Annotated in this window: 22 protein-coding genes; 11 read left to right on the forward strand and 11 right to left on the reverse strand. The window is 65.3% G+C overall.

Features of this window, described 5'->3' with window-relative positions; all coding sequences use genetic code 11:
- From AC56DV_RS18345 to AC56DV_RS18360, 4 genes are all read right to left on the reverse strand, one after another.
- Entirely contained in the window at positions 1-1128 is a 1128-nt protein-coding gene (locus AC56DV_RS18345) for a glycerophosphodiester phosphodiesterase (RefSeq protein WP_496316420.1), read from the reverse strand.
- A gap of 26 nt (positions 1129-1154) precedes the next feature.
- Entirely contained in the window at positions 1155-3539 is a 2385-nt protein-coding gene (locus AC56DV_RS18350) for a TonB-dependent receptor (RefSeq protein WP_496315684.1), read from the reverse strand.
- 162 nt (positions 3540-3701) lie between these two features.
- Positions 3702-4667: an Hsp33 family molecular chaperone HslO gene (gene hslO, locus AC56DV_RS18355; protein WP_496315685.1), complete on the reverse strand. Its 966-nt coding sequence runs from the start codon at positions 4665-4667 to the stop codon at positions 3702-3704.
- A gap of 3 nt (positions 4668-4670) precedes the next feature.
- Positions 4671-5195 (reverse strand): gamma carbonic anhydrase family protein, encoded by a 525-nt coding sequence (locus tag AC56DV_RS18360; RefSeq protein ID WP_496315686.1) that lies wholly within the window; start codon positions 5193-5195, stop codon positions 4671-4673.
- A 168-nt stretch (positions 5196-5363) separates the two neighbouring features.
- Here AC56DV_RS18360 and AC56DV_RS18365 point away from each other — a divergent pair, with 168 nt between their 5' ends.
- The 9 genes from AC56DV_RS18365 (at position 5364) to bamC (ending at position 13465) form a co-directional block, all read left to right on the forward strand.
- The gene (locus tag AC56DV_RS18365; RefSeq protein WP_496315687.1) at positions 5364-6239 is read left to right on the forward strand and encodes an alpha/beta fold hydrolase; all 876 of its coding nucleotides are present in this window, start codon (positions 5364-5366) and stop codon (positions 6237-6239) included.
- Between the two features lie 65 nt (positions 6240-6304).
- Complete coding sequence (locus AC56DV_RS18370; RefSeq protein ID WP_496315688.1) at positions 6305-7135, forward strand: 3',5'-nucleoside bisphosphate phosphatase; 831 nt, start codon at positions 6305-6307, stop codon at positions 7133-7135.
- Positions 7136-7243: 108 nt separating this feature from the next.
- Positions 7244-8128: a protease HtpX gene (gene htpX / locus AC56DV_RS18375; RefSeq protein WP_496315689.1), complete on the forward strand. Its 885-nt coding sequence runs from the start codon at positions 7244-7246 to the stop codon at positions 8126-8128.
- A gap of 21 nt (positions 8129-8149) precedes the next feature.
- Positions 8150-8773: an L-threonylcarbamoyladenylate synthase gene (locus AC56DV_RS18380; RefSeq protein ID WP_496315690.1), complete on the forward strand. Its 624-nt coding sequence runs from the start codon at positions 8150-8152 to the stop codon at positions 8771-8773.
- A gap of 67 nt (positions 8774-8840) precedes the next feature.
- Complete coding sequence (locus tag AC56DV_RS18385; RefSeq protein WP_496315691.1) at positions 8841-9515, forward strand: site-2 protease family protein; 675 nt, start codon at positions 8841-8843, stop codon at positions 9513-9515.
- A 5-nt stretch (positions 9516-9520) separates the two neighbouring features.
- Positions 9521-10723 carry a tryptophan--tRNA ligase gene (locus AC56DV_RS18390; protein ID WP_496315692.1) on the forward strand — a complete coding sequence of 401 codons (1203 nt, stop codon included), beginning with the start codon at positions 9521-9523 and terminating at the stop codon, positions 10721-10723.
- Complete coding sequence (locus tag AC56DV_RS18395; protein ID WP_496315693.1) at positions 10720-11268, forward strand: class I SAM-dependent methyltransferase; 549 nt, start codon at positions 10720-10722, stop codon at positions 11266-11268. Before AC56DV_RS18390 ends, AC56DV_RS18395 begins: the two co-directional genes overlap by 4 nt.
- A 106-nt stretch (positions 11269-11374) precedes the next feature.
- Positions 11375-12253, forward strand: coding sequence for a 4-hydroxy-tetrahydrodipicolinate synthase (gene dapA / locus AC56DV_RS18400; RefSeq protein WP_496315694.1), 879 nt, complete (start codon positions 11375-11377; stop codon positions 12251-12253).
- Between the two features lie 36 nt (positions 12254-12289).
- Complete coding sequence (bamC, locus tag AC56DV_RS18405) at positions 12290-13465, forward strand: NlpB/DapX family lipoprotein (RefSeq protein WP_496315695.1); 1176 nt, start codon at positions 12290-12292, stop codon at positions 13463-13465.
- A gap of 117 nt (positions 13466-13582) precedes the next feature.
- Here the strand turns inward: bamC and AC56DV_RS18410 are convergent, their stop codons facing one another.
- The 3 genes from AC56DV_RS18410 to AC56DV_RS18420 all read right to left on the reverse strand — a co-directional run bounded on the left by AC56DV_RS18410 (position 13583) and on the right by AC56DV_RS18420 (position 15771).
- Complete coding sequence (locus AC56DV_RS18410) at positions 13583-13855, reverse strand: hypothetical protein (protein ID WP_496315696.1); 273 nt, start codon at positions 13853-13855, stop codon at positions 13583-13585.
- Positions 13856-14149: 294 nt separating this feature from the next.
- The gene (locus AC56DV_RS18415) at positions 14150-14626 is read right to left on the reverse strand and encodes a DUF7931 domain-containing protein (RefSeq protein WP_496315697.1); all 477 of its coding nucleotides are present in this window, start codon (positions 14624-14626) and stop codon (positions 14150-14152) included.
- 11 nt (positions 14627-14637) lie between these two features.
- Positions 14638-15771, reverse strand: a complete 1134-nt coding sequence (locus tag AC56DV_RS18420; protein WP_496315698.1) for a JmjC domain-containing protein — start codon at positions 15769-15771, stop codon at positions 14638-14640.
- Between the two features lie 157 nt (positions 15772-15928).
- Between AC56DV_RS18420 and AC56DV_RS18425 the strand changes: the two genes are divergently transcribed.
- On the forward strand, positions 15929-16471 hold the full coding sequence (locus tag AC56DV_RS18425; protein ID WP_496315699.1) for an FKBP-type peptidyl-prolyl cis-trans isomerase: 543 nt from the start codon (positions 15929-15931) through the stop codon (positions 16469-16471).
- A 36-nt stretch (positions 16472-16507) separates the two neighbouring features.
- Here AC56DV_RS18425 and AC56DV_RS18430 read toward each other — a convergent pair whose 3' ends face one another.
- The 4 genes from AC56DV_RS18430 to AC56DV_RS18445 all read right to left on the reverse strand — a co-directional run bounded on the left by AC56DV_RS18430 (position 16508) and on the right by AC56DV_RS18445 (position 22231).
- Positions 16508-17470 carry a hypothetical protein gene (locus AC56DV_RS18430; protein WP_496315700.1) on the reverse strand — a complete coding sequence of 321 codons (963 nt, stop codon included), beginning with the start codon at positions 17468-17470 and terminating at the stop codon, positions 16508-16510.
- Positions 17467-20178, reverse strand: a complete 2712-nt coding sequence (mutS, locus tag AC56DV_RS18435) for a DNA mismatch repair protein MutS (RefSeq protein ID WP_496315701.1) — start codon at positions 20176-20178, stop codon at positions 17467-17469. The genes AC56DV_RS18430 and mutS overlap by 4 nt, the downstream gene beginning before the upstream one ends.
- Before the next feature lie 110 nt (positions 20179-20288).
- On the reverse strand, positions 20289-21155 hold the full coding sequence (locus AC56DV_RS18440; protein WP_496315702.1) for an alpha/beta fold hydrolase: 867 nt from the start codon (positions 21153-21155) through the stop codon (positions 20289-20291).
- Between the two features lie 14 nt (positions 21156-21169).
- A complete protein-coding gene (locus AC56DV_RS18445) occupies positions 21170-22231 on the reverse strand; it encodes a sugar phosphate isomerase/epimerase family protein (protein WP_496315703.1) in 1062 nt (353 codons plus the stop codon).
- A gap of 118 nt (positions 22232-22349) precedes the next feature.
- Between AC56DV_RS18445 and AC56DV_RS18450 the strand changes: the two genes are divergently transcribed.
- Positions 22350-22949, forward strand: a complete 600-nt coding sequence (locus tag AC56DV_RS18450; RefSeq protein ID WP_496315704.1) for a TetR/AcrR family transcriptional regulator — start codon at positions 22350-22352, stop codon at positions 22947-22949.
- Positions 22950-23117 lie beyond the last annotated feature (168 nt).

A 23117-nucleotide genomic window follows, 5' to 3' on the forward strand; every position in this document is an offset into this window, starting at 1 on the left:
TTAAAGGCTGTCCACGGCGGCCCGGCCCAGCGCCGGGTCGTCGGTGAAGAAGCCATCCAGTCCCAGCTTCAAATAGCGCTTGATCTCGGCCACCGAACCGGCCGGATTGCGTGCATGCTCGCCTGCGCCGTCGCGGAAATCCGCGGCCAGGAAGCGGTTCTCCGGACGGAACGTCCACGTTTCCACTCGCAGGCCCGCCGCGCGGCCATCGGCAGCCAGCGAGGTTGGCTCGGCCAAAAATCCATCCTGCTTCAGCGGTATCAGCATGCGCGTCGGCGGCGCCACCACGTCGGCGTAGGCGGCGATCGCCTTCAGCCCGGCCGGCGTGCACATCTGCCCGTAAGTCAGGCTGCCGTTGGCCGCCGCCACGTCCGCCGGGCGCTGCGCGGGCGCGCCCACCAGCTGCATCAGGCGGATGTTGGCGCGCCGTCCCAGCTTGCTGCGCACGTACTTCAGGTTGGCTACTTCGAAGGACTGGATTTCAACCGGGTGGCGGCGCGTGTAGTCGTGCGCGGCCAGGGTGGAGAAGAAGCGGTCTTCCAAAGCCAGGCCGACGCCGGCGAAATAGGCCGAGCTTTTCAGCTCCGGCACCAGGCCGATCACGCGGCCGGCGGCGGCCGACTGCGCCGCCACGAAGTCGATGATCTCCTCGAACGTCACCACCTGGAACATGCCGTCGAACTGCGCGCTGCCGGGGCGCGATTCGGGAATGCGCTCGATGGCGCGCAGCGTCTTGATTTCCGCCAGCGTGAAGTCGTCCACGAACCAGCCTTCGTGGGTCTGGCCGTCGATGGTTTTGCGGGTGCGGCGGCCGGCGAATTCGGCGCGTTTGGCGACGTCGGTGGTCTCGTTCAGGAAGGCGTCGTGGCGCGCCACCAGCACACCGTCTTTAGTGCAGACCAGGTCCGGTTCCACGTAGTCCGCGCCGTCGGCAATGGCTTTGGCGTAGGCCGCCAGCGTGTGCTCAGGGCGCAGAGCGCTGGCGCCGCGGTGGGCGAACACCAGCGGCTTGGCGCCACCGCCCGCGCCGCCCGCGCCGGCACTGCCGGCGGCGAAGGCGGCCGGCGCCAGCAGCGCGCTGCCGCTGGCGGCGGCCACGCTGCCGATAAAGCCGCGCCGCGACAGCAGGCGGCGCGTGTTGAGGATGTTGTCCATCAGAAGTCTGCCATCACGGTGAAGAAAGCCTGGCGCGGTGCGATCGGGAAGGTATTGTACGTCTTGTCCGCCGCGCCCACGACCACGTTCAGGCTGCCCATGCGGTCGGCCAGGTTGCTCACGTTGACGCGGTAGCGCGCGTTCTTCACGATGCCGCCGTTCAGGAAGGGCAGCTGGCCGGACACGCCCAGGCCCAGCAGGAAGTAGCTCGGCACCGCCAGGTCGTTGGTGTAGGTGGCGTAGCGCTTGCCCACGTAGTCGCCGCTCAGCTGGAACTCGGTGTCGGCCACCGTCATGGTGGCGACGAATTTGTTCATCCATTCCGGATTGCCCGGCACGGTCTTGCCTGCCGTCGGCACCACGGTGGCGCCGTTGCTGTAGTTGTCCTCATAGGTGGAGCGGTTGTAGGACAGCGCGTTGTAGAACGAGAAGCCGCGCCCGAAGTGGAAGGTGCCCGACAGGTCGATGCCGTCGATCTTCACGCTGCCCACGTTGGCCAGCACCGGATTGCCGCCGATGATGGCCGAGATCACCGGGGTCGGGCTGATCTGCAGCAGGCGGTTCTTGAAGTCCACATGGTACACGTTGACCTGGCCGTCGAAGGCTTTCAGCATGCCCCAGTCCAGCTGGTGGTTGCTGCGCAGGCCTGCTTCGTAGGTGATCGAGGTTTCCGGCTTGGCGGTGGACTTGAACAGGTCGAACGCCTGCTGGCTGGCAAGCGACCAGGGCGACGCGCCGCCGCCGCCGTAGGTGACGAACTGGCGCATGTTTTTCTGCACGTTGAAGAACAGCTGGTCCTGCGCCGTCACGTCCCAGCGGCCGCCGATCTGCGGCAGGAACCATTTCTTGGTCTCGATCTGGCCCACCGGCAGCGCGCTGGAGCCGCCGGCGATGGCGCCCTTGCGCGGCTGCACGGGGAACTGCCCGTCCGCATCCTGCAGGCTGGATTTGAAGCCGGCCTGCAGCACCAGGTCCGGGCGCACGCGCCATTCGTCCTGCAGGTGCAGCTGGACCACCTTGTTGTCGATGGTGCTGCCGTACTGCGTGATCAGCGGGTTGGAAGGGCGGTCGTACGGCGAGCTGGGGTTGTTCACGTCCAGCGCATACCAGCGGCGGTAGGCCGAGGACTGGTTGTGTTCGAACCATACGCCGCCTTGCACCGTGTGGTCGCCGAACTCGCTGCGCAGCGTGGACAGCACGCCGCTGCGCTTGATGTCGTACTCGGTGGTGCGGGTGGCGTAGCCGGAGCCGCCGAACACCTGCTTCAGGTTCTGGTTCGGGTAGTACACCGCGAACAGCGCCGGCAGGCCGGCCACGCCGATCGGGCCGGCCACCACGCCCACGCCGTCGTCGTCGTGGTGGTAGACCTGGTTGCTCCAGGTGGTGGACTCGCCCAGGCGCCAGTCGAACTTGGCGTAGCCCAGGTAATCCTTGCGCTGCGCGTCGCTGTAGTAGTTGCGGTAGTTGTTGCCGTCCGCCGCCGGCGTGGCGCCGGTGGGCGACAGGTAGCTCAGCGCGTAGGCGAAGTCGGGATAGGTGAAGGGGCGGGTGTAGGGCGCGCTGGTTTCGCCGGCCACGTGCACGGTGCTGTCCTCGTTCGGTTCGATCTTGTCCGAATAGGCGAAGTACAGGGTCAGCTTGCCCGCGTCGCTCTGGTTGACGAACTTGGCGTTGACCTGGTCGCCGCCCTGCTTGCCGTTGAAGTCCCAGGCGCGCTGCTTCTGGTGCGCGGCCGAGATGTAGGCGCTGCTGCCGCCGCCGAAGGTACCCGTGTCGAAGCGCGCGTAGGTGCGCGAGGTGCGGTAGCTGCCCACGGTTTGCTGCACGGTGGCGCCTTGGGCGGCCAGCGGGTCGCTGGAGAAGGTTTCGATGGTGCCGCCCAGGTTGCTGGTGGAGGCGGTGGCCAGGTCGCCCGCGCCGGACGACAGGATCACGCTGCGCACGTTCTCGCTGATGACGGCGCGCTGCGGCGACAGGCCGTTGTAGTTGCCGTACTGCTGGTCGCCCAGCGGCACGCCGTCCATGGTGTAGCCCAGCTGCTGGCCGCTGAAGCCGTGCACGAACAGCGACAGGTTCTGCTCATTGTTGCCCCACGGGTCGGCGGTCTGGAAGCTTACGCCGGGAAGCGCCTGCAGCGCCTTCAGCGGGTTGATGCCGGGCAGGATCTTCTGCATTTCGTTCTTGGTCATCGCCACCGAGGAGCGGGTTTTGCGCGACGCCACTTCCACGGTGGCCACCGGGCCGGCCGCCGCCGCGGCCATTTCACTGCCGCTGTCGGCCGCAGCCGGCGCTTCCGGCTCGGCCGGGGCCGCCGAGATGGCTGCAAAGGCGGGGAAGGAGAATGCCATGCAGATGGCGGAAGCGAGGAGATTCTTGTTCATCATGTGCCTGTCGTTGGAAACATTGGAAGAAATGCAAACGACGCGCAGCGTAACCAGCCGGTGTGACGGCGGCATGACGGTACGGTGACGAATTGATGAATTGATGAAGCGGAGGAGGGGGGAGTAGACGCGTCCCCGCGCAGCGGCGGGGACGGATGCTGCGGTTTAGTGCTTGGCTTCGCTGGCGTGCATCAGCACTTCGGCGGGGGCGCTGGTGACGAACAGCTGGGCGCAGTCGACCTTGTCGTACTCGTAGTGCTGGCCGCAGAAATCGCAGTTGATGGCGACGGTGCCCTGTTCATCCAGCACGCCTTCCACTTCCTCCTGGCCCAGCATCTTCAGCATATTGCCGACTTTTTCGCGGGTGCAGCTGCAGTGGAAGGATGGATGCACCGGGTCGAACACGCGGATGGTCTCTTCCCAGAACAGGCGCTGCATCAGCACGTCGATGGTGGTGCTGAGGATTTCCTCCTGCTTCAAGGTGGAGCCCAGGATCACCGCCCGGTTCCAGGTTTCCAGCGCTTCTTCCTGCGACAGCTGCGTGGCTTCCGCCTTGCCGCCGTGGTGCGGCAGCTTTTGCAGCAGCAGGCCGCGCGACACCTTGTCGTCAGCCGCCAGCCACAGCTTGGTGTCCAGCTGTTCCGAGCGCTGCATGTAGTTTTCGATGACGGTTGCCACGTCGTCGCCGTCCAGCGGCACGATGCCCTGGTAGGGCTGCTGGCCCGGCACCTTGTCGGCCGGATCGAGCGTGATGATGAAGCGGCCCTTGCCGTGCGCGTTCAGCAGCTGCATCACGCCGGCGTCGTCGGCGATGGCCGCGTCCGGGGTCAGCTTGGCGGTGGCGCGCAGGCGCAGGTCGGCGTCGCACTCGACCACCAGCAGACGCACCGGTCCGTCGCCGTGGATCTGCATGATGATGGAACCGTTGAACTTCAGGTTGGCCGACAGCAGGGCGGCGGCGGCCACCATTTCGCCCAGCAGGCGCTTGACCGGCGCCGGGTAGGCGTGGCGCGCCTGCACCTCGCGCCAAGTGGCCGAGATGTCGACCAGCTCGCCGCGCACCGAGGCGTTGTCGAAGATGAATTTTTGCAGGGTGTCCTGGCTGGCAGCCAGATCTGGGGTGATGCTCATTGTTTATCCTATTTTCTTGAGTTGCGTCTTGAACAGCTGGCTGCGCTTGACGTAGCTGTCGGCGGCGCCTTGCAGGTTGGCCACGTCTTGTTCGGTCAGCGTGCGCACGGCCTTGGCCGGGGCGCCGATGATGAGCTGGTTGTCCGGGAATTCCTTGCCCTCGGTGACCAGCGCGCCGGCGCCCACCAGGCAGCCCTTGCCGATCTTGGCGCCGTTCAGGACCACGGCCTGGATGCCGATCAGCGAGCCGTCGCCCACGGTGCAGCCGTGCAGCATGGCCTGGTGGCCCACCGTCACGTTCTTGCCCAGGGTGAGCGGATAGCCCATGTCGGTGTGCATCACGGTGTTTTCCTGGACATTGCTGTTCTCGCCGATGGTGATGCGTTCGTTGTCGCCGCGTATCGTGGTGCCGTACCATACCGAGGCGTTGGCGTGCAGCGTCACTTTGCCGATCACGCTGGCCGTGTCGGCCACAAAAGCGGAAGCATCAATCTCGGGCGCGTGCTCGCCCAGCTGGTAAATGGTCATGGGAAGCCCAGTTGAGTGTTTGTGGAAACTGCGGAATGGCGCTATTTTACGCCTGCCAGGCATCGGCTTGCTTCAGAATTTGCGAACGATCGTGCTATTATTGAGGCTTGCGCCCGTCCAAGGCACCCATATTGCGCTCGCTGCGCTACTTTCAAGGCTGCAATCATCATGAAACCTTCCCGATCCGAATTCATCAACGTGCGCGGCAACCGCACCCATATCCGCCACTGGGGCAGGGAAGGGGCGCCCAAGATCTTCATGGTGCACGGCTGGATGGACGTGTCGGCCTCGTTCCAGTTCGTGGTGGACGCGCTGCAGGGCGACTGGCACGTGATCGCCCCCGACTGGCGCGGTTTCGGCCTGACCGAACGGCCGCGCGTGGACACTTACTGGTTCGTCGACTACCTGGGCGACCTGGACGCCATCCTGCGCCACTACCAGCCGGACAGCCCGGTCAACCTGCTGGGCCACAGCATGGGCGGCAACGTGGTGGGCCTGTACGCGGGCGCGCGGCCCGAGCGCATCCGGCGGCTGGTCAACCTGGAGGGCTTCGGCATGAAGTCCACCACGCCGGACCAGGCGCCGGCCCGCTACGCCAAGTGGATGGACGAACTGCTGGTACCGCAGGAAATGCGCGGCTACGCCGACCTGGGCGAGGTGGCCAAGCGCCTGCAAAAGACCAATCCGCGCCTGTCGGACGAGCGCGCCGCCTTCCTGGCCAGCCACTGGTCGGGGCAGAACGACAAGGGCGAGTGGGAAATCCTGGGCGACCCGGCGCACAAGCGCATCAACCCGCTGCTGTACCACGTGGAAGAGGTGATGGCGTGCTGGCGCGCGATCACCGCGCCGGTGCTGTGGGTGGAGGCCGAGCACACCAATATGTGGCTGTGGATGGGGCCGAAAGAGGAGGCGCGCGTGGAAATCGACCGCCGCCTGGGCCATTTGGCCAACGTCACCGCGAAGATGATGGACAACGCCGGCCACATGCTGCACCACGACCAGCCGGAACAGCTGGCGGCGATGCTGGAGGAGTTCCTGGCTTGATTGACGCGTAACCCGTCATCGCAGCGTACAATGGAGCTTCTATTACCGCAAACAATCCAGCCCGTATGAATGTAGATTTACACTGCCATTCCAACGTTTCCGACGGCGTGCTGCCGCCGGCCAAGGTCGCCAAGGTGGCGCGCGAGGCCGGGGTGGACGTGTGGGCGCTGACCGACCATGACGAAGTGGGCGGCATTCCGGCCGCCCGCGCCGCTGCCGCCGAGCAGGGCATGCGCTTCGTCACCGGCGTGGAAATCTCCATCACCTGGGCCGGCGAAACGGTCCACATCGTGGGCCTGCAGCTCGACGAGAACAACGCCGCGCTGGTGCAGGGCCTGGAGCAGACCCGCTCGGGACGCGACAGCCGCGGCCGCGAGATCGCCGCCCAGCTGGCCAAGGCCGGCATCCCGGACGCCTACGAGGGCGCGCTGAAATACGTGTCCAATCCCAATCTGATGTCGCGCACCCACTTCGCGCGCTACATCGTGGAGATCGGCGCCTGCCGCAACACCTCAGAAGTGTTCAAGAAATACCTGTGTGAAGGCAAGCCCGGCTATGTGGAGCACCGCTGGGCCACGCTGGAGCAGTCGGTGCAGTGGATACGCGGCGCCGGCGGCATCGCCGTGATCGCCCACCCGGGCCGCTACAAGTTCAGCGACACCGCCGAGGGCGTGCTGTTCGACGAGTTCAAGCAGATGGGCGGCGCCGCCATCGAAGTGGTCACCGGCAGCCACACCCCGGACCAGTACCCGGAATACGCGCGCCTGGCCAATGCCTACGGCTTCCTGGCCTCGCGCGGCACCGATTTCCACGCGCCCGGCGAGGCGCGGGTGGACTTCAAGCTGCTGCCGCCGCTGCCGGGCAACGTGACCCCGGTCTGGCACGACTGGTTCTAGGCCGCCCCCCGGCCATCCGGCCGGCGCCGGGTCTACTTGCCGGGTCTACTTGCAATTCCGGCTATGCGGCCCTATCTTATGCTCGGATAACTCTGCGGAGAATGCATTATGAAACGTATCGTCCTTTTTATCGCCACCAACCTGGCCGTGGTGCTGGTGTTGTCGCTGGTGCTGTCGCTGCTCGGCATCGGCCGTCCCAGCGCGGGCGGCCAGCTGCAAATGGGCAGCCTGCTGGCCTTCTCGCTGGTGGTGGGCTTTACCGGCGCCATCATTTCGCTGCTGATCAGCAAGCCGATGGCCAAGTGGAGCACCGGCGCCCGCGTGATCGACGCGCCGGCCAACTCCACCGAGCAGTGGCTGGTGGCCACCGTGCGCCAGCTGGCCGAGCGCGCCGGCATCGGCATGCCGGAAGTGGCCGTCTACGAAGGCGAACCGAACGCCTTCGCCACCGGCGCCTTCAAGAATTCGGCCCTGGTGGCCGTCTCCACCGGCCTGCTGCAGTCGATGAACCGCGACGAGGTGGAAGCCGTGCTGGGCCATGAAGTGGCCCACATCGCCAACGGCGACATGGTGACCATGACCCTGATCCAGGGCGTGGTGAACACCTTCGTGGTGTTCCTGGCGCGCATAGTCGGCTTCTTCGTCGATAACATGCTGCGCGGCAAGGACAGCGAACGCAGCAGCGGCAACGGCATCGGCTACATGGTCACCGTGTTCGTCTGCGAAATCGTGTTCGGCCTGCTGGCCTCCATCATCGTGGCCTGGTTCTCGCGCCAGCGCGAATTCCGCGCCGACGCCGGCTCGGCCAAGCTGCTGGGCAGCAGCGTGCCGATGCAGCATGCGCTGGCCCGCCTGGGCGGCCTGGAGCCGGGCGCGCTGCCGCAGAACATGGCGGCCTCCGGCATCACCGGCGGCGGCGGCTGGTCGGCGCTGTTCTCCACCCACCCGCCGATGGAGCAGCGCATCGCGGCCTTGCAGCAGCTGCCGCGCTGATACCGGGCGGCCCGAGCGCATATGAGTCAATACTTCCAGATCCATCCGGTCAACCCGCAGCTGCGCCTGATCAAGCAGGCTGCGCAAATCATCCACGGCGGCGGCATCGTCGCGCTGCCGACGGATTCCTGCTATGCGCTGGTGTGCCACCTGGACGATAAAGCCGCGGTCGAGCGCCTGCGCCGCATCCGCGGCATCGACGAGAAGCACCACCTGACCCTGCTGTGCCGCGACCTGAGCGAGATCGGCGTGTACGCGCGCGTGGACAACAAGCAGTTCCGCCTGCTCAAGGCGGCCACGCCGGGTCCGTTCACCTTCATCCTGGAGGCGACCCGCTGCGTTCCGCGCCGCCTCAGCCACCCGTCGCGCAAGACCATCGGCCTGCGGGTGCCGGAAAACTGCATCGTCGAGATGCTGCTGGCCGAGCTGCAGCAGCCGCTGCTGGGCACCACCCTGATCCTGCCGGGCGACGACCAGCCGCTGACCGACCCGGAAATGGTGCGCGAACGGCTGGAAAAGCAGGTTGATTTGATTATCGACGGCGGCGCCTGCAGCTTCGAACCGACCACCGTCATCGACTTGAGCGGCGCGGAACCGGAACTGGTGCGCCAGGGCCGGGGCGACCCCGCCGTGCTGGGCCTGTAAGCATCTTCCATCCCTCCCACTCCCCCACGCTCCAGGCCGCTCATCCCGGTCTGGTAGAATTTTACCTATGACCGATTTCAATCAAACGATACAGACCATCGCCGTCTTCGCGATCCCTGTGCTTTTCGCCATCTCCCTGCATGAAGCCGCGCACGGCTACGTGGCCCGTTATTTCGGCGACACCACCGCCGAGCAGCAGGGGCGGCTGACCGTCAATCCCATCGCCCATATCGACTGGTTCGGCACCGTGCTGCTGCCCATCTTGCTCGCGCTGAGTCCGCTCGGCATGGCCTTCGGCTACGCCAAGCCGGTGCCGGTCGACTACAGCCGCCTGCGCAATCCGAAAAAGCAGATGGGCTTCGTGGCCGCTGCCGGCCCGGCCGCCAATTTCGCCATGGGCCTGGGCTGGACCATCGCGCTGCTGTTCATGTACCGCCTGGGCGTGCAGGAACCCTTCCTGCTGGGCATGGCCAAGGCCGGCATCCTGACCAACGCGGTGATGTGCGTGTTCAACCTGATACCGGTGCCGCCGCTGGACGGCGGCCGTATCGTGACCGCGCTGCTGCCGGAGCCGCTGGCCTATAAATTCGCCAGCATCGAGCGCTACGGCCCGTATGTGTTCATCGGCCTGCTGGCGCTGATGTACACCGGCATACTCAGTCCTGTGCTGGCCACCCTGGTGCAGCTGACGCAAGGGCTGTTCATCACGCTGGTGTACCCGCTGCGCCTGCTGCTGGGCTGACCGCCATGTATCCCGACCGCGTCGTTTCCGGCATGCGCCCCACGGGCGCCATGCACCTGGGCCACTACCACGGTGCGCTGACCAACTGGGTCAAGATGCAGGCCGAGCTGCCCTGTTTGTTCTTCGTGGCGGACTGGCACGCGCTGACCACCCACTACGATGACCCGGAGCTGATCGAGCGCAGCACCTGGGACATGCTGGTGGACTGGCTGGCGGCCGGCATCGACCCCTCGCAGGCCACGCTGTTCATCCAGTCGCGCGTGCCCGAGCATGCCGAGCTGCATTTGCTGCTGTCCATGGCCACGCCGCTGGGCTGGCTCGAGCGGGTGCCCACCTATAAGGACCAGATCGACAATCTGTCCTCCAAAGACCTGGCAACCTACGGCTTCCTCGGCTATCCGCTGCTGCAGGCGGCCGACGTGCTGATCTACCGCGCGTCCGACGTGCCGGTGGGCGAGGACCAGGTGCCGCACATTGAAATGATGCGCGAAATTGCGCGCCGTTTTAATCATTTGTACGGCAAAGAGAAGGGTTTCGAGCAGAAGGCGCAGGACGCGGTGAAAAAGCTGGGCAGCAAGCGCGCCAAGCTGTACAACGAACTGCGCACCCAGTACCAGCAGGACGGCGACGACGAGGCGCTGGAGCAGGCCAAGGCCATGCTGGACGACGCCCACAGCCTGTCGATGATAGACCGCGAGCGCCTGTTCGGCTACCTGGAGGGCAGCCGCAAGCTGATCCTGGTGGAGCCGCAGGCCAGGCTGACCGTGTCCGGCCGCCTGCCGGGGCTGGACGGCCGCAAGATGTCCAAAAGTTACGGCAACACCATCGCGCTGCGCGAGGACAAGGACGCCGTGACCAAGAAAGTGCGCACCATGCCGACCGACCCGGCCCGCGTGCGCCGCAGCGACCCGGGCGACCCGGCGCGCTGCCCGGTCTGGCAGTTCCACCAGGTCTATTCGGACAACGCCATCCAGGAATGGGTGGTCAAGGGCTGCCAGTCGGCCGGCATCGGCTGCATCGAGTGCAAGCAGCCGGTGATCGACGCCATCGTCAAGGAGCAGGAGCCGATGCACGAGCGTGCCCAGCCCTACCTGGACGACCCCTCGCTGGTGCGCGCCATCGTTGCCGACGGCAACGACGTGGCCCGCAAACTGGCGCAAGAAACCATGCGCGATGTGCGCGAAGCAATGGGAATTTCCTACACATGAGTGAACAAGTTTCCCCCTGGGTGCAGCGCTTTGCCCCCTTGATTCCAGGCGGCGAAGTGCTGGACCTGGCCTGCGGCACCGGCCGCCACGCGCGCCACATGGTGACCCTCGGCCACTCGGTGGTGGCGGTGGACCAGAACGCCGACTCGCTGGCGGCCGCCGCCGGCGACGGCATCGTCACCTCGCAGATCGACCTGGAGGCGGACGGCGCGGTGTGGCCCTTCGGCCCGGGCCGTTTTGCCGGCATCGTCGTCACAAACTACTTGCATCGGCCGCTTGTTGCGGACATGCTGGCTAGCCTGGCGCCGAACGGCGTGCTCATTTATGAGACTTTCGCCGAGGGCAATGCGGAATTCGGCAAACCGTCCAATCCGGCCTTCCTGCTGGCGCCCGGCGAGCTGCTGGAATGGGCCGCCAGGCATGCGCTGCGCGTGATCGCTTTTGAGGATGGCCGGGTGGAAACCCCAAAACCTGCTCTGGTGCAACGCATCTGCGCCGTGAAGCCGGAATTCCCGCGCGTTGCCGCGCTCTTGCCATCATTTTGATGACGGTTTAATCGCAATTTAATATAGGATACTGTTCCGGAAGGCACCACAGACCCGGCCTATCGTCTACAATCGTTGTTTTAATTTCTTACTGTTTTGGTTAACTATGATTAAGGGCAGCATAGTAGCAATTGTCACCCCGATGCACGCAGACGGCAGTCTGGACTATCCGGGTTTGAACAAGCTGATCGATTGGCACATCGCCGAAGGCACGGATGGCATCGTTATTGTCGGCACCACCGGCGAATCGGCCACCGTCAGCGTTGAGGAGCACTGCGCCCTGGTCAAGGCCACCGTGGAGCACGCCAAGGGCCGCATCCCCATCATCGCCGGCGCCGGCGGCAATTCGACCGCCGAGGCGATCGAGCTGACCCGCTACGCCAAGGATGCGGGCGCGGACGCCGTGCTGCAGGTGGTGCCGTACTACAACCGTCCTACCCAGGAAGGCATGTACCAGCACTTCAAGGCCATCGCCGAAGCAGTCGATATCCCCGTGATCCTGTACAACGTGCCGGGCCGCACCGTGGCCGACATGTCGAACGAGACCATCGTGCGCCTGGCCGCCATCAAGAACATCATCGGCGTGAAAGACGCGACCGGCAACATCGGCCGCGGCCTGGACCTGCTGCGCCTGGCGCCGAAGGAATTCGCCGTCTATTCCGGCGACGATCCGACCGCCGTGGCCCTGATGCTGGCCGGCGGCAAAGGCAATATCTCGGTGACCGCCAACGTGGCGCCGCGCGCCATGCACGAGATGTGCAAGGCCGCCATGGCAGGCGACATCGCCAAGGCCATCGAGATCAACAACAAGGTCTTCCCGCTGCACCAGAAGCTGTTCGTCGAGCCCAATCCGGTGCCTGTGAAGTGGGCGCTGGCGGAAATGGGCATGATGCCAGCCGGCATACGCCTGCCGCTGGTGCCGCTGGCAGCCGAGTACCATGAGACCGTGCGCGGCGCGCTGCGCGAAGCCGGCCTGATCAACTAAGCCCCGCCCCAGGCGCGCTTTTCTTTCCAGTAAAACATGACTATTCGCAAGACAGCATCCATTACCCCGCAGCGCGGCCTGGGCATCGCCGCCATCGCCGCCATGGCCGTCAGTCTGACCGGCTGCGGCATGATCAGCTCGGTCGTCGGCCAGGACAAGGTCGACTACAAGTCGGCCAAGAAAGCCAGCACCCTGGACGTGCCGCCGGATTTGACGCAGTTGCAAGCAGATAACCGCTATTCGCTGCCGGATAGCAACCGTGGCGTGGCCACCGCATCGGGCTACCAGGCCCAGCGCGCAGCCGGCGGCACCGCCGTGGCGGCGGTCAGCAGCAACCAGGTGGCCTCCACCGGCTCCGACAGCGTGAAAGTCATGCGCGCGGGTAACCAGCGCTGGCTGGTGGTCAAGCAGACGCCTGAGCAACTGTGGCCGCAGCTGAAGAATTTCTGGGAAGAGTCGGGTTTCACCCTGTCCATGAACGAGCCCAAGGCCGGCATCCTGGAAACGGAATGGAATGAAAACCGCGCCAAGATCCCGCAGGACTTCGTGCGCAACACCATCGGCAAAGTGTTCGATTCGCTGTATTCGAGCGGCGAGCGCGACAAGTACCGCACCCGCCTGGAGCGCCTGCCGGACGGCAGCACCGAGATCTACATCAGCCATCGCGGCGCCGAGGAAGTCATCACCGGCGCCCAGAAGGAAACCACGATGTGGACCACGCGCGCCAACGACCCTAACCTGGAAGCGCTGTTCATCGCCAAGCTGATGACCAAGCTGGGCGGCGGCAAGGATGAAGCCACGGCGCGCACCGCCGTCGACAACGCCATCGTCCAGCCGCAGCACGCCACCATCAAGGGCACGGGCGCAGCGCGCCTGGTGGAAGTGGACGAGGGCTTCGACCGCGCCTGGCGCCGCGTCGGCCTGGCGCTGGACCGCGCCGGCTTCACCGTGGAAGACCGCGACCGCGTGCAGGGCATCTACTTCGTCCGCTACGTGGACCAGGACGCCGGCACCACCAAGGGCTTCTTCTCCAAGCTGTTCAGCTGGGGCTCGTCCGAGAAGGACAAGGAAGCGCAGCGCTACCGCGTGGCAGTCAAGGCCAGCGCGGCCGGCTCGACCAGCGACGTGACCGTGCTGAGCAACGACGGCAAGCCGGAAACCAGCGCCACCGGCGAGAAGATCCTGACCCTGCTGCACGAACAGCTGAAATAAGTTGTTACATTAAAAAAACCGGCTTCGGCCGGTTTTTTTACGTCCGGAACGCTGATGCCGGCCCGTACAGGCGAAAAAAAACCGGCCGAAGCCGGTTTTTCTTTTCCGACTGACTGATTACTTCGCTGGAGCAGCAGCAGCGGAAGCAGCCGAAGCAGCAGCCGAAGCGGCCGAAGCAGCAGCGGAAGCGGCGGTAGCAGCAGCAGCAGCAGCGTCAGCGGCTGGAGCAACAGCGGCTGGAGCAGCAGCGTCAGCGGCTGGAGCAGCTGGAGCAGCAGCAGGAGCTGCTACTTCTGGGGTTGCTACTGGAGCAGCAGGAGCTTCTTCTTTTTTGGAGCAAGCAGCCAGAGCAACAGCCAGCAGGGAGGCGATCAGCAGGGATTTTTTCATGGGTTTTCCTTAATTAATTCAAAAAATAAACAACAATGTTGCGATGAATAATTACCGGTAATTATCGCTCATTAGGGCGTCTTCGTAGGCCTTTCGTACCAAATGGTGCCTGCCAGACAACGGAAACTTCCTAACCGAATATTATAGCGATTTTTGGTGCGTCGCAATAGCGGACAAGGCCGAAATCACAACTATTTTGCGATAACGCAATAAATTGCTTCCTCGGCCATTTGCCTGCATCGACTGCCATTACCGGCATACGTGTCGAACAGCAGCATTCTACATTGATAAGGGCTAGAGTCCAGTAGTGTCCGCACTCAAACCGGGTACCGATTCCGCCCATATCCCCGTGAAACGCTCGCTGCAGACTTGTGTATCGGGTGCTGAATCATACACTGCTTCGCCGCGGAAGTGGTCCGAGTGATAACGGCGCACCAGGTGCAGCTGGTCGGCGATGCAGAAAGAGTCGGTCAGCAGGCGCAGCGCGGGGCTGCTGCCGCGGCATTCGATGGCATGGCTGTAATCGCGCAGCAGGCGCAGGAAGCGCGGCGCATTGCGCTCCAGTTCCGTATTGCTGTGCGAGATCAGTTCCAGTTTGCCGTGGTGGGACAGGAAGTGGCGCAATAAGGCGTCCATTTGGCTGCTGCCCAGTTCCCAGATGGCGAAGTCCGGGTCGAATACCTGCAAAGTAAGCCGCGCCCGGGAAATGCAGACCCGCAATTGCTCCTGGAATCCCGCGCGGGTGTCGAAGGGCTGGATCTGCTTTTCCATGGGTGTGCTCCTTATTTGCCGGTGGCCAGTTCCAGCCAGCCGTCCGTGTACCAGGCGTACAGCGCGTCGACCACGTCGTCCGACGCGGCGGCCAGCGCTTGCGCGTCCAGCGCGCGCTCGTTCGCCAGCGCCACCAGCGCGGCCTTGTCGGCGCGGCCGATGGCGAACGATTCGCCGTTGATGAAGACATGGCTGCCCCTGTACAGCATCTGCGACTTGGCCGACAGAACCACGCCGCCTTTCTTGGCCGCGCTCTGGAGGAAACGCTCCAATGTCAGCGGCTTGGCGGGGCCGGTGAAGAACACATTGTGCTTGGGCTCGGACAGGTACTCGCCCAGGAAGATGGTGATGTCGTCCTCGGTGAAGCGCACCTTGTTCAGCTCCTCGATCACCGTGTCGAGCATGTGGCGCGGGATCTCGGCCGGCTTGGCGGTGGCTTCCAGGTCCGGGTCGGCGTAGCGGCCGGGCAGGTCGATCGAGTCGGCCATCCACTGCAGGAAGTTCTCGCCCAGTTCCTGGAACGACGGCGAGCGGAAGCCGATCGAATAGGTCTGGCAGTCGCCGATGGCGGTGCCGTCGTGCGCGTAGTGCGGCGGCAGGTAAAGCATGTCGCCCGGCTCCAGCACGAACTCCTCTTCGGCCTCGAAATTGGCCAGGATTTTCAGCGGCAGGCCTTCGACCAGGCTCAGGTCCTTCTGCGCGCTGATGCGCCAGCGGCGCTGGCCCTGCGCCTGCAGCAGGAACACATCGTAGGAATCGAAGTGCGGACCGACGCCGCCGCCGTCGGTGGCGAAGCTCACCATCAGGTCGTCCAGGCGGGCGTCCGGGATGAAGCGGAACTGGCGCAGCAGCGCGTCGGCGCGCGCGTCGAACAGGTTCACGCCTTGCACCAGCATGGTCCATTCCTTCTCGTCGCGCGCCGGCAGCGATTCGAGCGGGCCGTGCTGCATGTCCCAGTTGCCGTCCACCATGGTGACCAGGCGGCACTCGACGTAATTTTTAGCGGCCAGGTCGGCCAGTGCGTCGAGCGTCAGCAGCGGCTTGAAGCCGGGCACCGCTTGACGGATCAACAATGGTTTTTTGTGCCAGTAGTCGCGCAGGAATTGCGCGGGCGTGATATCGCCCAGGAGAGGTAATTTTTTCATACGTCATTATAACAAGCACGCCGATGGGGGAATCCGGCATGCGGGTGAAGTTGGGAATTCGCGTGGCATGCCGCGCGCCAACGGAACGGTCCGCGCTTGCAAGCGCGGACTCCATGACAAGGTATAATCTGGCAGCTTAAATATGAAAGGAAGCCATATGAAGATCGCCAAGAATACCGTCGTGACCGTGAACTACAAACTGTCCGACGCACAGAACAACCTCATCGAAGACGGTCGCCAGCCTATGGTCTACCTGCACGGCGGGTACGAGAACACCCTGCCGAAAATCGAAGAAGAACTGGATGGTAAAGAGACCGGCTACGCGACCAACCTGCAGATCGAACCGGAAGACGCTTTCGGCGACTACGACGCCAGCCTGGTGAAAGTGGAGCCGCGCAACCGCCTGCCGGAACCGCTGGAAGTGGGCATGCAGTTCGAAGGCATGCCTGACGGCGACGAAGGCGACGAAGAAGCCATGATCTTCACCGTGACCGAAATCGCCGACGACAAGGTCGTCCTGGACGGCAACCACCCGCTGGCCGGCATGGCCCTGCGCTTCGAGCTGGAAGTGGTGGACGTCCGCGCCGCCACCGACGAAGAAATCGCGCACGAGCACGTGCACGGCGCCCATGGCCACCACCATGGCGAAGAAGATGACGGCGACGAAGGCGACGAGTTCCGCTCGCACCCGATTCATTAAGCAGTATCAAAAAAGCACGCGGACAGCGTGCTTTTTTTATGGCGAGGTATCGCCGCCCATCAGCGTGAACAGCGCGGCGCTGCCCGGCTGGACCTGAATCGCCTCCCATTCCACGCCCAGCCCCAGGTGCCCCAGGTTGCCGCGCCAGTTGATGGCCGGCGCCGTCTTGCCGTCGCCCTGGTTATCGACCAGCAGCACCTTGCCCTTGAACTTCTCGGCCAGCCCGCGCACCTGCTTGCGCACTTGCGTGAAGCCGTCCTGCTTTTCCGAGAAGCCGCCCAGCAGCGAGAAGCCTTCCTCCACGTGGGCGCCCAGGTCGCCGTCCGAAAACAGCACGATGCCTTCCACGCCGCGCCGCTGCGCCATCGCGAACAGGCGGTGCAGCCAGGCCCGGTTGGCCACCAGCCTGTCCTCGAACTCGCTGTTGCGGCCCGCCTCCAGCAGGAAGTGGTTGTTCTTGGCGGGCAGGTTCAGCGTGGCGAACAGCACCGGGCCGTGCTCCCAGTAGGCGTTCTCGGCGTAACTGCGGAACTTGGCCGTGGCCGACAGGCGCGTCAGCGTGAGCGGCTGCGCGCCCAGCGATTGGTTATTCGGATAAAACACTTCGCGGATGCAGTTCAGCCGCTCGATGGCGTTCGAGCGCCCGGCCGAATTGCGGCACGCGGTCCAGTCGCTGCCGGCCGGCGACACGATGAGGGGGCGCGGCGCTTCGTCCAGCACTTCCTTGCGCTGCGCATACAGCTTGTCGCTGCAAGGCTCGCTGGCCGACTTGATGCCGGTGGCCACGATGAACGCCGGCTTTTCCTGGCTCACTTCCGAAATGGCGCGCTTGAGCAGCGCTTCGTCGGCGTCCGCCTTGAAGGCGTGGCCGATCACGCCGAACTGGAAAGCGCGCGGATTCTTCGCCGCCTTGCCTGCAGCAGGCTTGCCCGCCGCCAGGGCGAAGGCCGGCGTGGCGGCCAGGCAGGCTGTCAGCAGCAGGGCGGCGCGCCGCATCATGCCAGCGCCGGCTCCGCGAGGCGCTTCAGCTGGTACAGGCGCTCCAGCGCTTCGCGCGGGGTCAGCGCGTCCGGATCGAGGCCGTCCAGCGCGTCGAGCAGCTCGCGCATGGCGGGCGACTCGGCCGCCTGGGCCTGCGCCGCCTGCTGCTGCGCGCCTTGCGGCTGCGGCGCCTCGTCGTCATTGGCGTCGGCGGTGGGCGCGGCGAACAGGTCCAGCTGCGGCGTGGCGTCCAGCGCCTGCGCTTCCAGGCGCGCCAGGTGCTTGCGCGCGGCCTTGATCACCGGCTGCGGCACGCCGGCCAGCTGCGCCACCTGCAAGCCGTAGCTCTGCGAAGCCGGGCCGTTCTGCACCGCGTGCAGGAACACGATGGTGTCCTTGTGCTCAACCGCCGACAGGTGCACGTTGGCGGCGGTCGGATGGCTCTCCGGCAGCTGCGTCAGCTCGAAGTAGTGGGTGGCGAACAGCGTGAAGCTGCGGCTGGTGTCGATCAGGTGGCGCGCGATGGCCCAGGCCAGCGCCAGGCCGTCGAAGGTGGAGGTGCCGCGGCCGATTTCATCCATCAGCACCAGCGAATTGTCGGTGGCGCCGTTCAGGATGGCCGCCGCTTCCGTCATCTCCACCATGAAGGTGGAACGGCCGCCGGCCAGGTCGTCGGTGGCGCCGATGCGGGTGAACACGCGGTCGATCGGGCCGATCACCGCGCTGGTGGCCGGCACGTAGCTGCCCACGTAGGCCAGCAGCGTAATCAGCGCCACCTGGCGCATGAAGGTCGATTTACCGCCCATGTTCGGGCCGGTGATCAGCAGCAGGCGGCGGTCGTTGACGAAGCGGCAGTCGTTGGCGATGAAGCGCTCGATCTGGCCTTCCACCACCGGGTGGCGGCCTTCCACGATATTGATGCACGGCTCGGCCACCAGCTCCGGCGCGCACCAGTTGTGGCGCAGCGCGTGGCCGGCGAGGGCGGTCAGCGTGTCGATCTGGGCCAGCGCCTGCGCGATGGTCTGCAGGGTGCCGATGAACGGCGCCAGGTCGGCCAGCAGCTGGTCGTACAGGACTTTTTCGCGCGCCAGGGCGCGGTCCTGCGCCGACAGCGCCTTGTCCTCGAAGGCCTTCAATTCCGGCGTGATGTAGCGCTCGCAGTTCTTCAGCGTCTGGCGGCGGCGGTAGTCGTCCGGCACCTTGTCGGCCTGGCCGTTGGTCACCTCGATGTAGAAGCCGTGCACGCGGTTGTATTCCACGCGCAGGTTGGCGATGCCGGTGCGCGCGCGTTCGCGCGTCTCCAGGTCCACCAGGTACTGGCCCGCGTTCTCGGACAGGCCGCGCAGTTCGTCCAGGTCGGCGTCGAAGCCGCGCGCGATCACGCCGCCGTCGCGCACCATGGTGGCCGGTTCCTCCATCACCGCGCGCGTCAGCAGGTCCACGCAATCGTCCGGCGTAGCCAGCGCGTTGTGAATCGATGCCAGCAAAGTGCCGGTGTCCTGGCCCACGCTGCGTTCCATTGCATGGCGCAGCATCGGCAGCTGCTTCAGGCCGTCGCGCAGGCTGGCCAGGTCGCGCGGGCGCGCCGACAGCAGCGCGATGCGCGTGGTGATGCGTTCAATGTCCGGCACTTGCGCCAGGGTCTGCGACAGGATGCCGGTGGTGTCGCTCTGCGCCAGCGCGGCGATGGCCTGGTGGCGCGAACGGGCCACGCCCTGGTCGCGCTTGGCGTGGTGCAGCCAGTAGCGCAGCAGGCGCGAACCCATGGCGGTGCGGCAGTGGTCCAGCAGCGAGAACAGGGTGGGCGCCTCCTGGCCGCGTATGGTCTCGGTCAGCTCCAGGTTGCGGCGGGTGGCCGCGTCCAGGCCGATGAATTCGGACTCGGTCTCGGTCGACAGGCTGCGCACGTGCTGCAGGCCGCGTCCCTGCGTCGATTGCGCATACCGCAGCAGCGCGCCGGCCGCGCCGAAGGCTGCGCCCAGGTTGTCCGCGCCGAAGCCGGTCAGCGTGGCCACGCTCAGCTGGTCCAGCAGCGCCTTGTGGCCGCTCACCACGTCGAAGTGCCATTCCGGCACGCGGTTCACGTGGCAGTTGAAGGCGTCCTCGAACAGCTCGGCGTCGTCGCCGCGCAGGATCTCGGCCGGCGAAATGCGCTCCAGTTCCTGCTGCATGCGGATCGCCACGGTGCGGCTGTCGCCGGAGAATTCCATCAGCTTCAGCGCGCCGCTGGCCAGCGACAGCCAGGCCAGGCCCGCCGTCACCACCTTGCGCTGGCTGATCATGCACAGCGCCAGCAGCGGGCGCTCGGCCTTCTCGGGCAGCAGGTCCGAATCGGTCAGCGTGCCCGGCGTCACCACGCGCATCACCTTGCGCTCGACCGGGCCTTTGCTGGTGGCCGGATCGCCGATCTGCTCGCAGATCGCGCACGACTCGCCGATCTTCACCAGCTTGGCCAGGTAGCCTTCCAGCGAGTGGAAGGGCACGCCGGCCATCTTGATCGGCACCCCGTTGGACGAGCCGCGCGCCGTCAGCGTAATGCCCAGCACGCGCGAAGCTTTTTCCGCATCCTCGTGGAACAGCTCGTAGAAGTCGCCCATGCGGTAGAACACCAGCATCGACGGGTACTCCGCCTTGATGCGCAAGTATTGTTGCATCATGGGCGTGACTTTTTCAGCGGGGCTGTTCTTGACGGCGGCGGCGTTGATTTCGCTAGGGATGGTGGTCATTGTTTCGTGGTTCGATGTGGCTGCGCGCAACGGCGCGCAATGGGGCGTTAAGGCCGACATTTTACCGCTTTCACAACTTCACGCCGAGTTTCGTGCGTTTTTCTTGCAGGCTATTCCGCCAGGAAAGGCAGCAGGTGGCCGAGGAAGGCTTGCGGCGCCTCTTCCACGATGAAATGGCCGCAGTCCGGCACGATGGCGCCTCGCAGGAACGCCGCTTTGCCCTGCATGGTCAGCAGGGGAGCGTCGTTGGTGGCGTGGTCGGCGCCGATGGCCAGCACCGGCATGGATAGGGGCCGCTTTGCCCGCTCCAGGTTCTGGCGGATGGTTTCCGGGATCGCGCGGTAATAGGCGAAGCCGGCCCGCAGCGCGCCCGGCGTGGCGTAGGCCTCGGTGTACTCCTCAACGGCCACCTTGTCGCGCTGGTAGGACCATTTGTCGAAGATATAGCGCAGATACTCGCGCTCCTTGCCGGCGGTGAGCATTTCGGGCAGGTCGGGCACCTGGTTGAACATGAAATGCCACAGGAAGATATTGTCGGCCGGCGCCACGAAGATGGGCGGCGCGGGCGCCAGGCCGGGGATCACCGCTTCGGTCAGCGCCAGCTTGCGCACCGCCTGCGGGAAGTCGCTGGCCAGCGCATAGCCCACCCACATGCCGATGTCGTGGCCGACCACGTCGTAGCGCTCGTGGCCCAGGGCCAGCATGGCCCGGTGCAGGGTGGACGCGACGGCGCCGGTGTCATAGCCGCCGGCCGGGCGGTCCGAGTGGCCGCTGCCGGGCGGGTCGACGGCGATGGCCAGGTAGCCTTCCGCGGCCAGCGCCGCCATCACGTGGCGCCAGGCGTACCAGGTCTGCGGCCAGCCCGGGATCAGCAGCACCGGTTTGCCCTGGCCTGAGCTGACGCAATGGATGCGCTGCCCGTCGATGCGGACGTAACTGTGCGTGAAGGAGGGATCGCTTGGGGAGATGTGGTGCATGGATTTCTTTCTGTTTAGTTGCGGTGAATTCCCAGCAGGCCGTCGATCTGGGCCTGGCTGACCGGCGCGCCGGCAAAGTCGTCGAACACGATGTTCGTGACGGGGATGATGTGGGCATTGATGAAGGCAACGCCTTCGCGCGCGCCCACTTCCTGGTCCTTCAGGCAGCACTCCCATTCCAGCGTGGCCCAGCCCGCGTAATCGTATTGCGCCAGCTTGGAGAAGATGGCCTTGAAGTCCACCTGGCCGTCGCCCAGCGAGCGGAAGCGCCCTGCGCGGTTTTCCCAGGACTGGTAGCCGCCGTAGATGCCTTGCCGGCCTGTGGGATTGAACTCGGCGTCCTTCACATGGAACATGCGGATGTGGTCCTGGTAGATATCGATGAAGTCGAGGTAGTTCAGCTGCTGCAGCACGAAGTGGCTGGGATCGAACAGCATCTTGCAGCGCGGGTGGCGGTCCACGCGCTGGTGGAACATCTCGAAGCTGGCGCCGTCGTGCAAGTCTTCGCTGGGGTGGATTTCGTAGCACAGGTTGACGCCCTGTTCCTCGCACACGTCGAGTATCGGCAGCCAGCGCCGCGCCAGTTCGTCGAAGGCGGTTTCGATCAGGCCCGCCGGACGCTGCGGGAAGGGGAACAGGTAGGGCCAGGCGAACGAGCCGGAGAAAGTGCCCATGTTGGCGAGGCCCAGGCGTTTCGACGCCATGGCCGCCAGCTTGATGCGCTCGATGGCCCAGGCGGTGCGCTGTTCCGGCTTGCCGTGCAACTCGGCCGGCGCGAAGCTGTCGCACATGGCGTCGTAGGCGGGATGCACCGCCACCAGTTGGCCGAAGATGTGGGTGGTCAGTTCGCTGATGACGAGGCCGTGGCCCGCCAGCATGGCGGTCAGTTCGTCGCAGTAAGCCTGGCTGTGCGCGGCCTGCGCCACGTCGAACAGGCGGGCGTCCCAGGCGGGAATCTGCAGCGCCTTGAAGCCCAGGCCCGCTGCCCAGGCGGCAATCGAGGGCAGGCTGTTGAAGGGCGCGCGGTCGCTGGCGAACTGCGCCAGGTGCAGGCTGGAGCCATGGATGGTTTTCATATCGTTTCCTATTATTTGTCGATCGACAAAGAATAGAATAAATTCATGGCGCGGTCAAGCGGCCTTTCAACGCGGGCGAGGCGCTATACTGGCCGCCGTGCTTAATTCGAGGTGGGCAATGGCAGGAAGACCGAGGGAATTCGACCGCGCGCTGGCGCTGGAAAAGGCGCGCGACCTGTTCTGGACGCGCGGCTATGAGGGCGTGTCGATGGCCGACCTGGTGGCGGCGCTGGGCATCGCATCGGCGCGCATCTACGCGGCCTTCGGCTCCAAGGAGCAGCTGTTCCGGGAGGCGGTGGAATTGTATGAAACCGGCCCAGGGGCGTTTGCCGAACTGGCGCTGGCCCAGCCGCTGGGCGCGCGCGACGCGATCGCCCGCATGCTGGAGCAGGCCGTGCTGCTGTACACGCGCAGCGGCCAGCCGCAGGGCTGCATGGTGGTCACGGCCGCCACCAACACCAGCGCGGACAATGCCGGCGTGGCAGACTGGCTGGCCAGCCACCGGCGCGCGCGTACGCAAGCCATCGTCGACCGGCTGCGCGAGGCCGAGGCGCAAGGGGAGTTAAGGAAAGGATGCGATGTGCAGGCGCTGGGCGACTATTACGCGGCGCTGCTGCACGGCCTGTCGGTGCAAGCCCGCGACGGTATCGGCGCCGAGCGCCTGCTGGCGCTGATCGGGCCGGCCATGCTGCCGCTGCAGCTGGCGGCAGCGGAATAAGGCAGCGGAATAAAGCAGCGGAACAACTGAGCTTCAGGGCAGGAAATCGTCGTCCAGGAGTTGTTCGACGCTGTACGGCGTATGCGCTGGGATGGTGCACCTCCTTTACTTCACGGTAGCAAAGTCCCGCTGAAAGTCCAGCGTACGCCGTCGCGCGTTGGCCCGGCG

It is taken from the genome of Massilia sp. BGA-UO-ETr-WB1 (genome assembly GCF_059567845.1).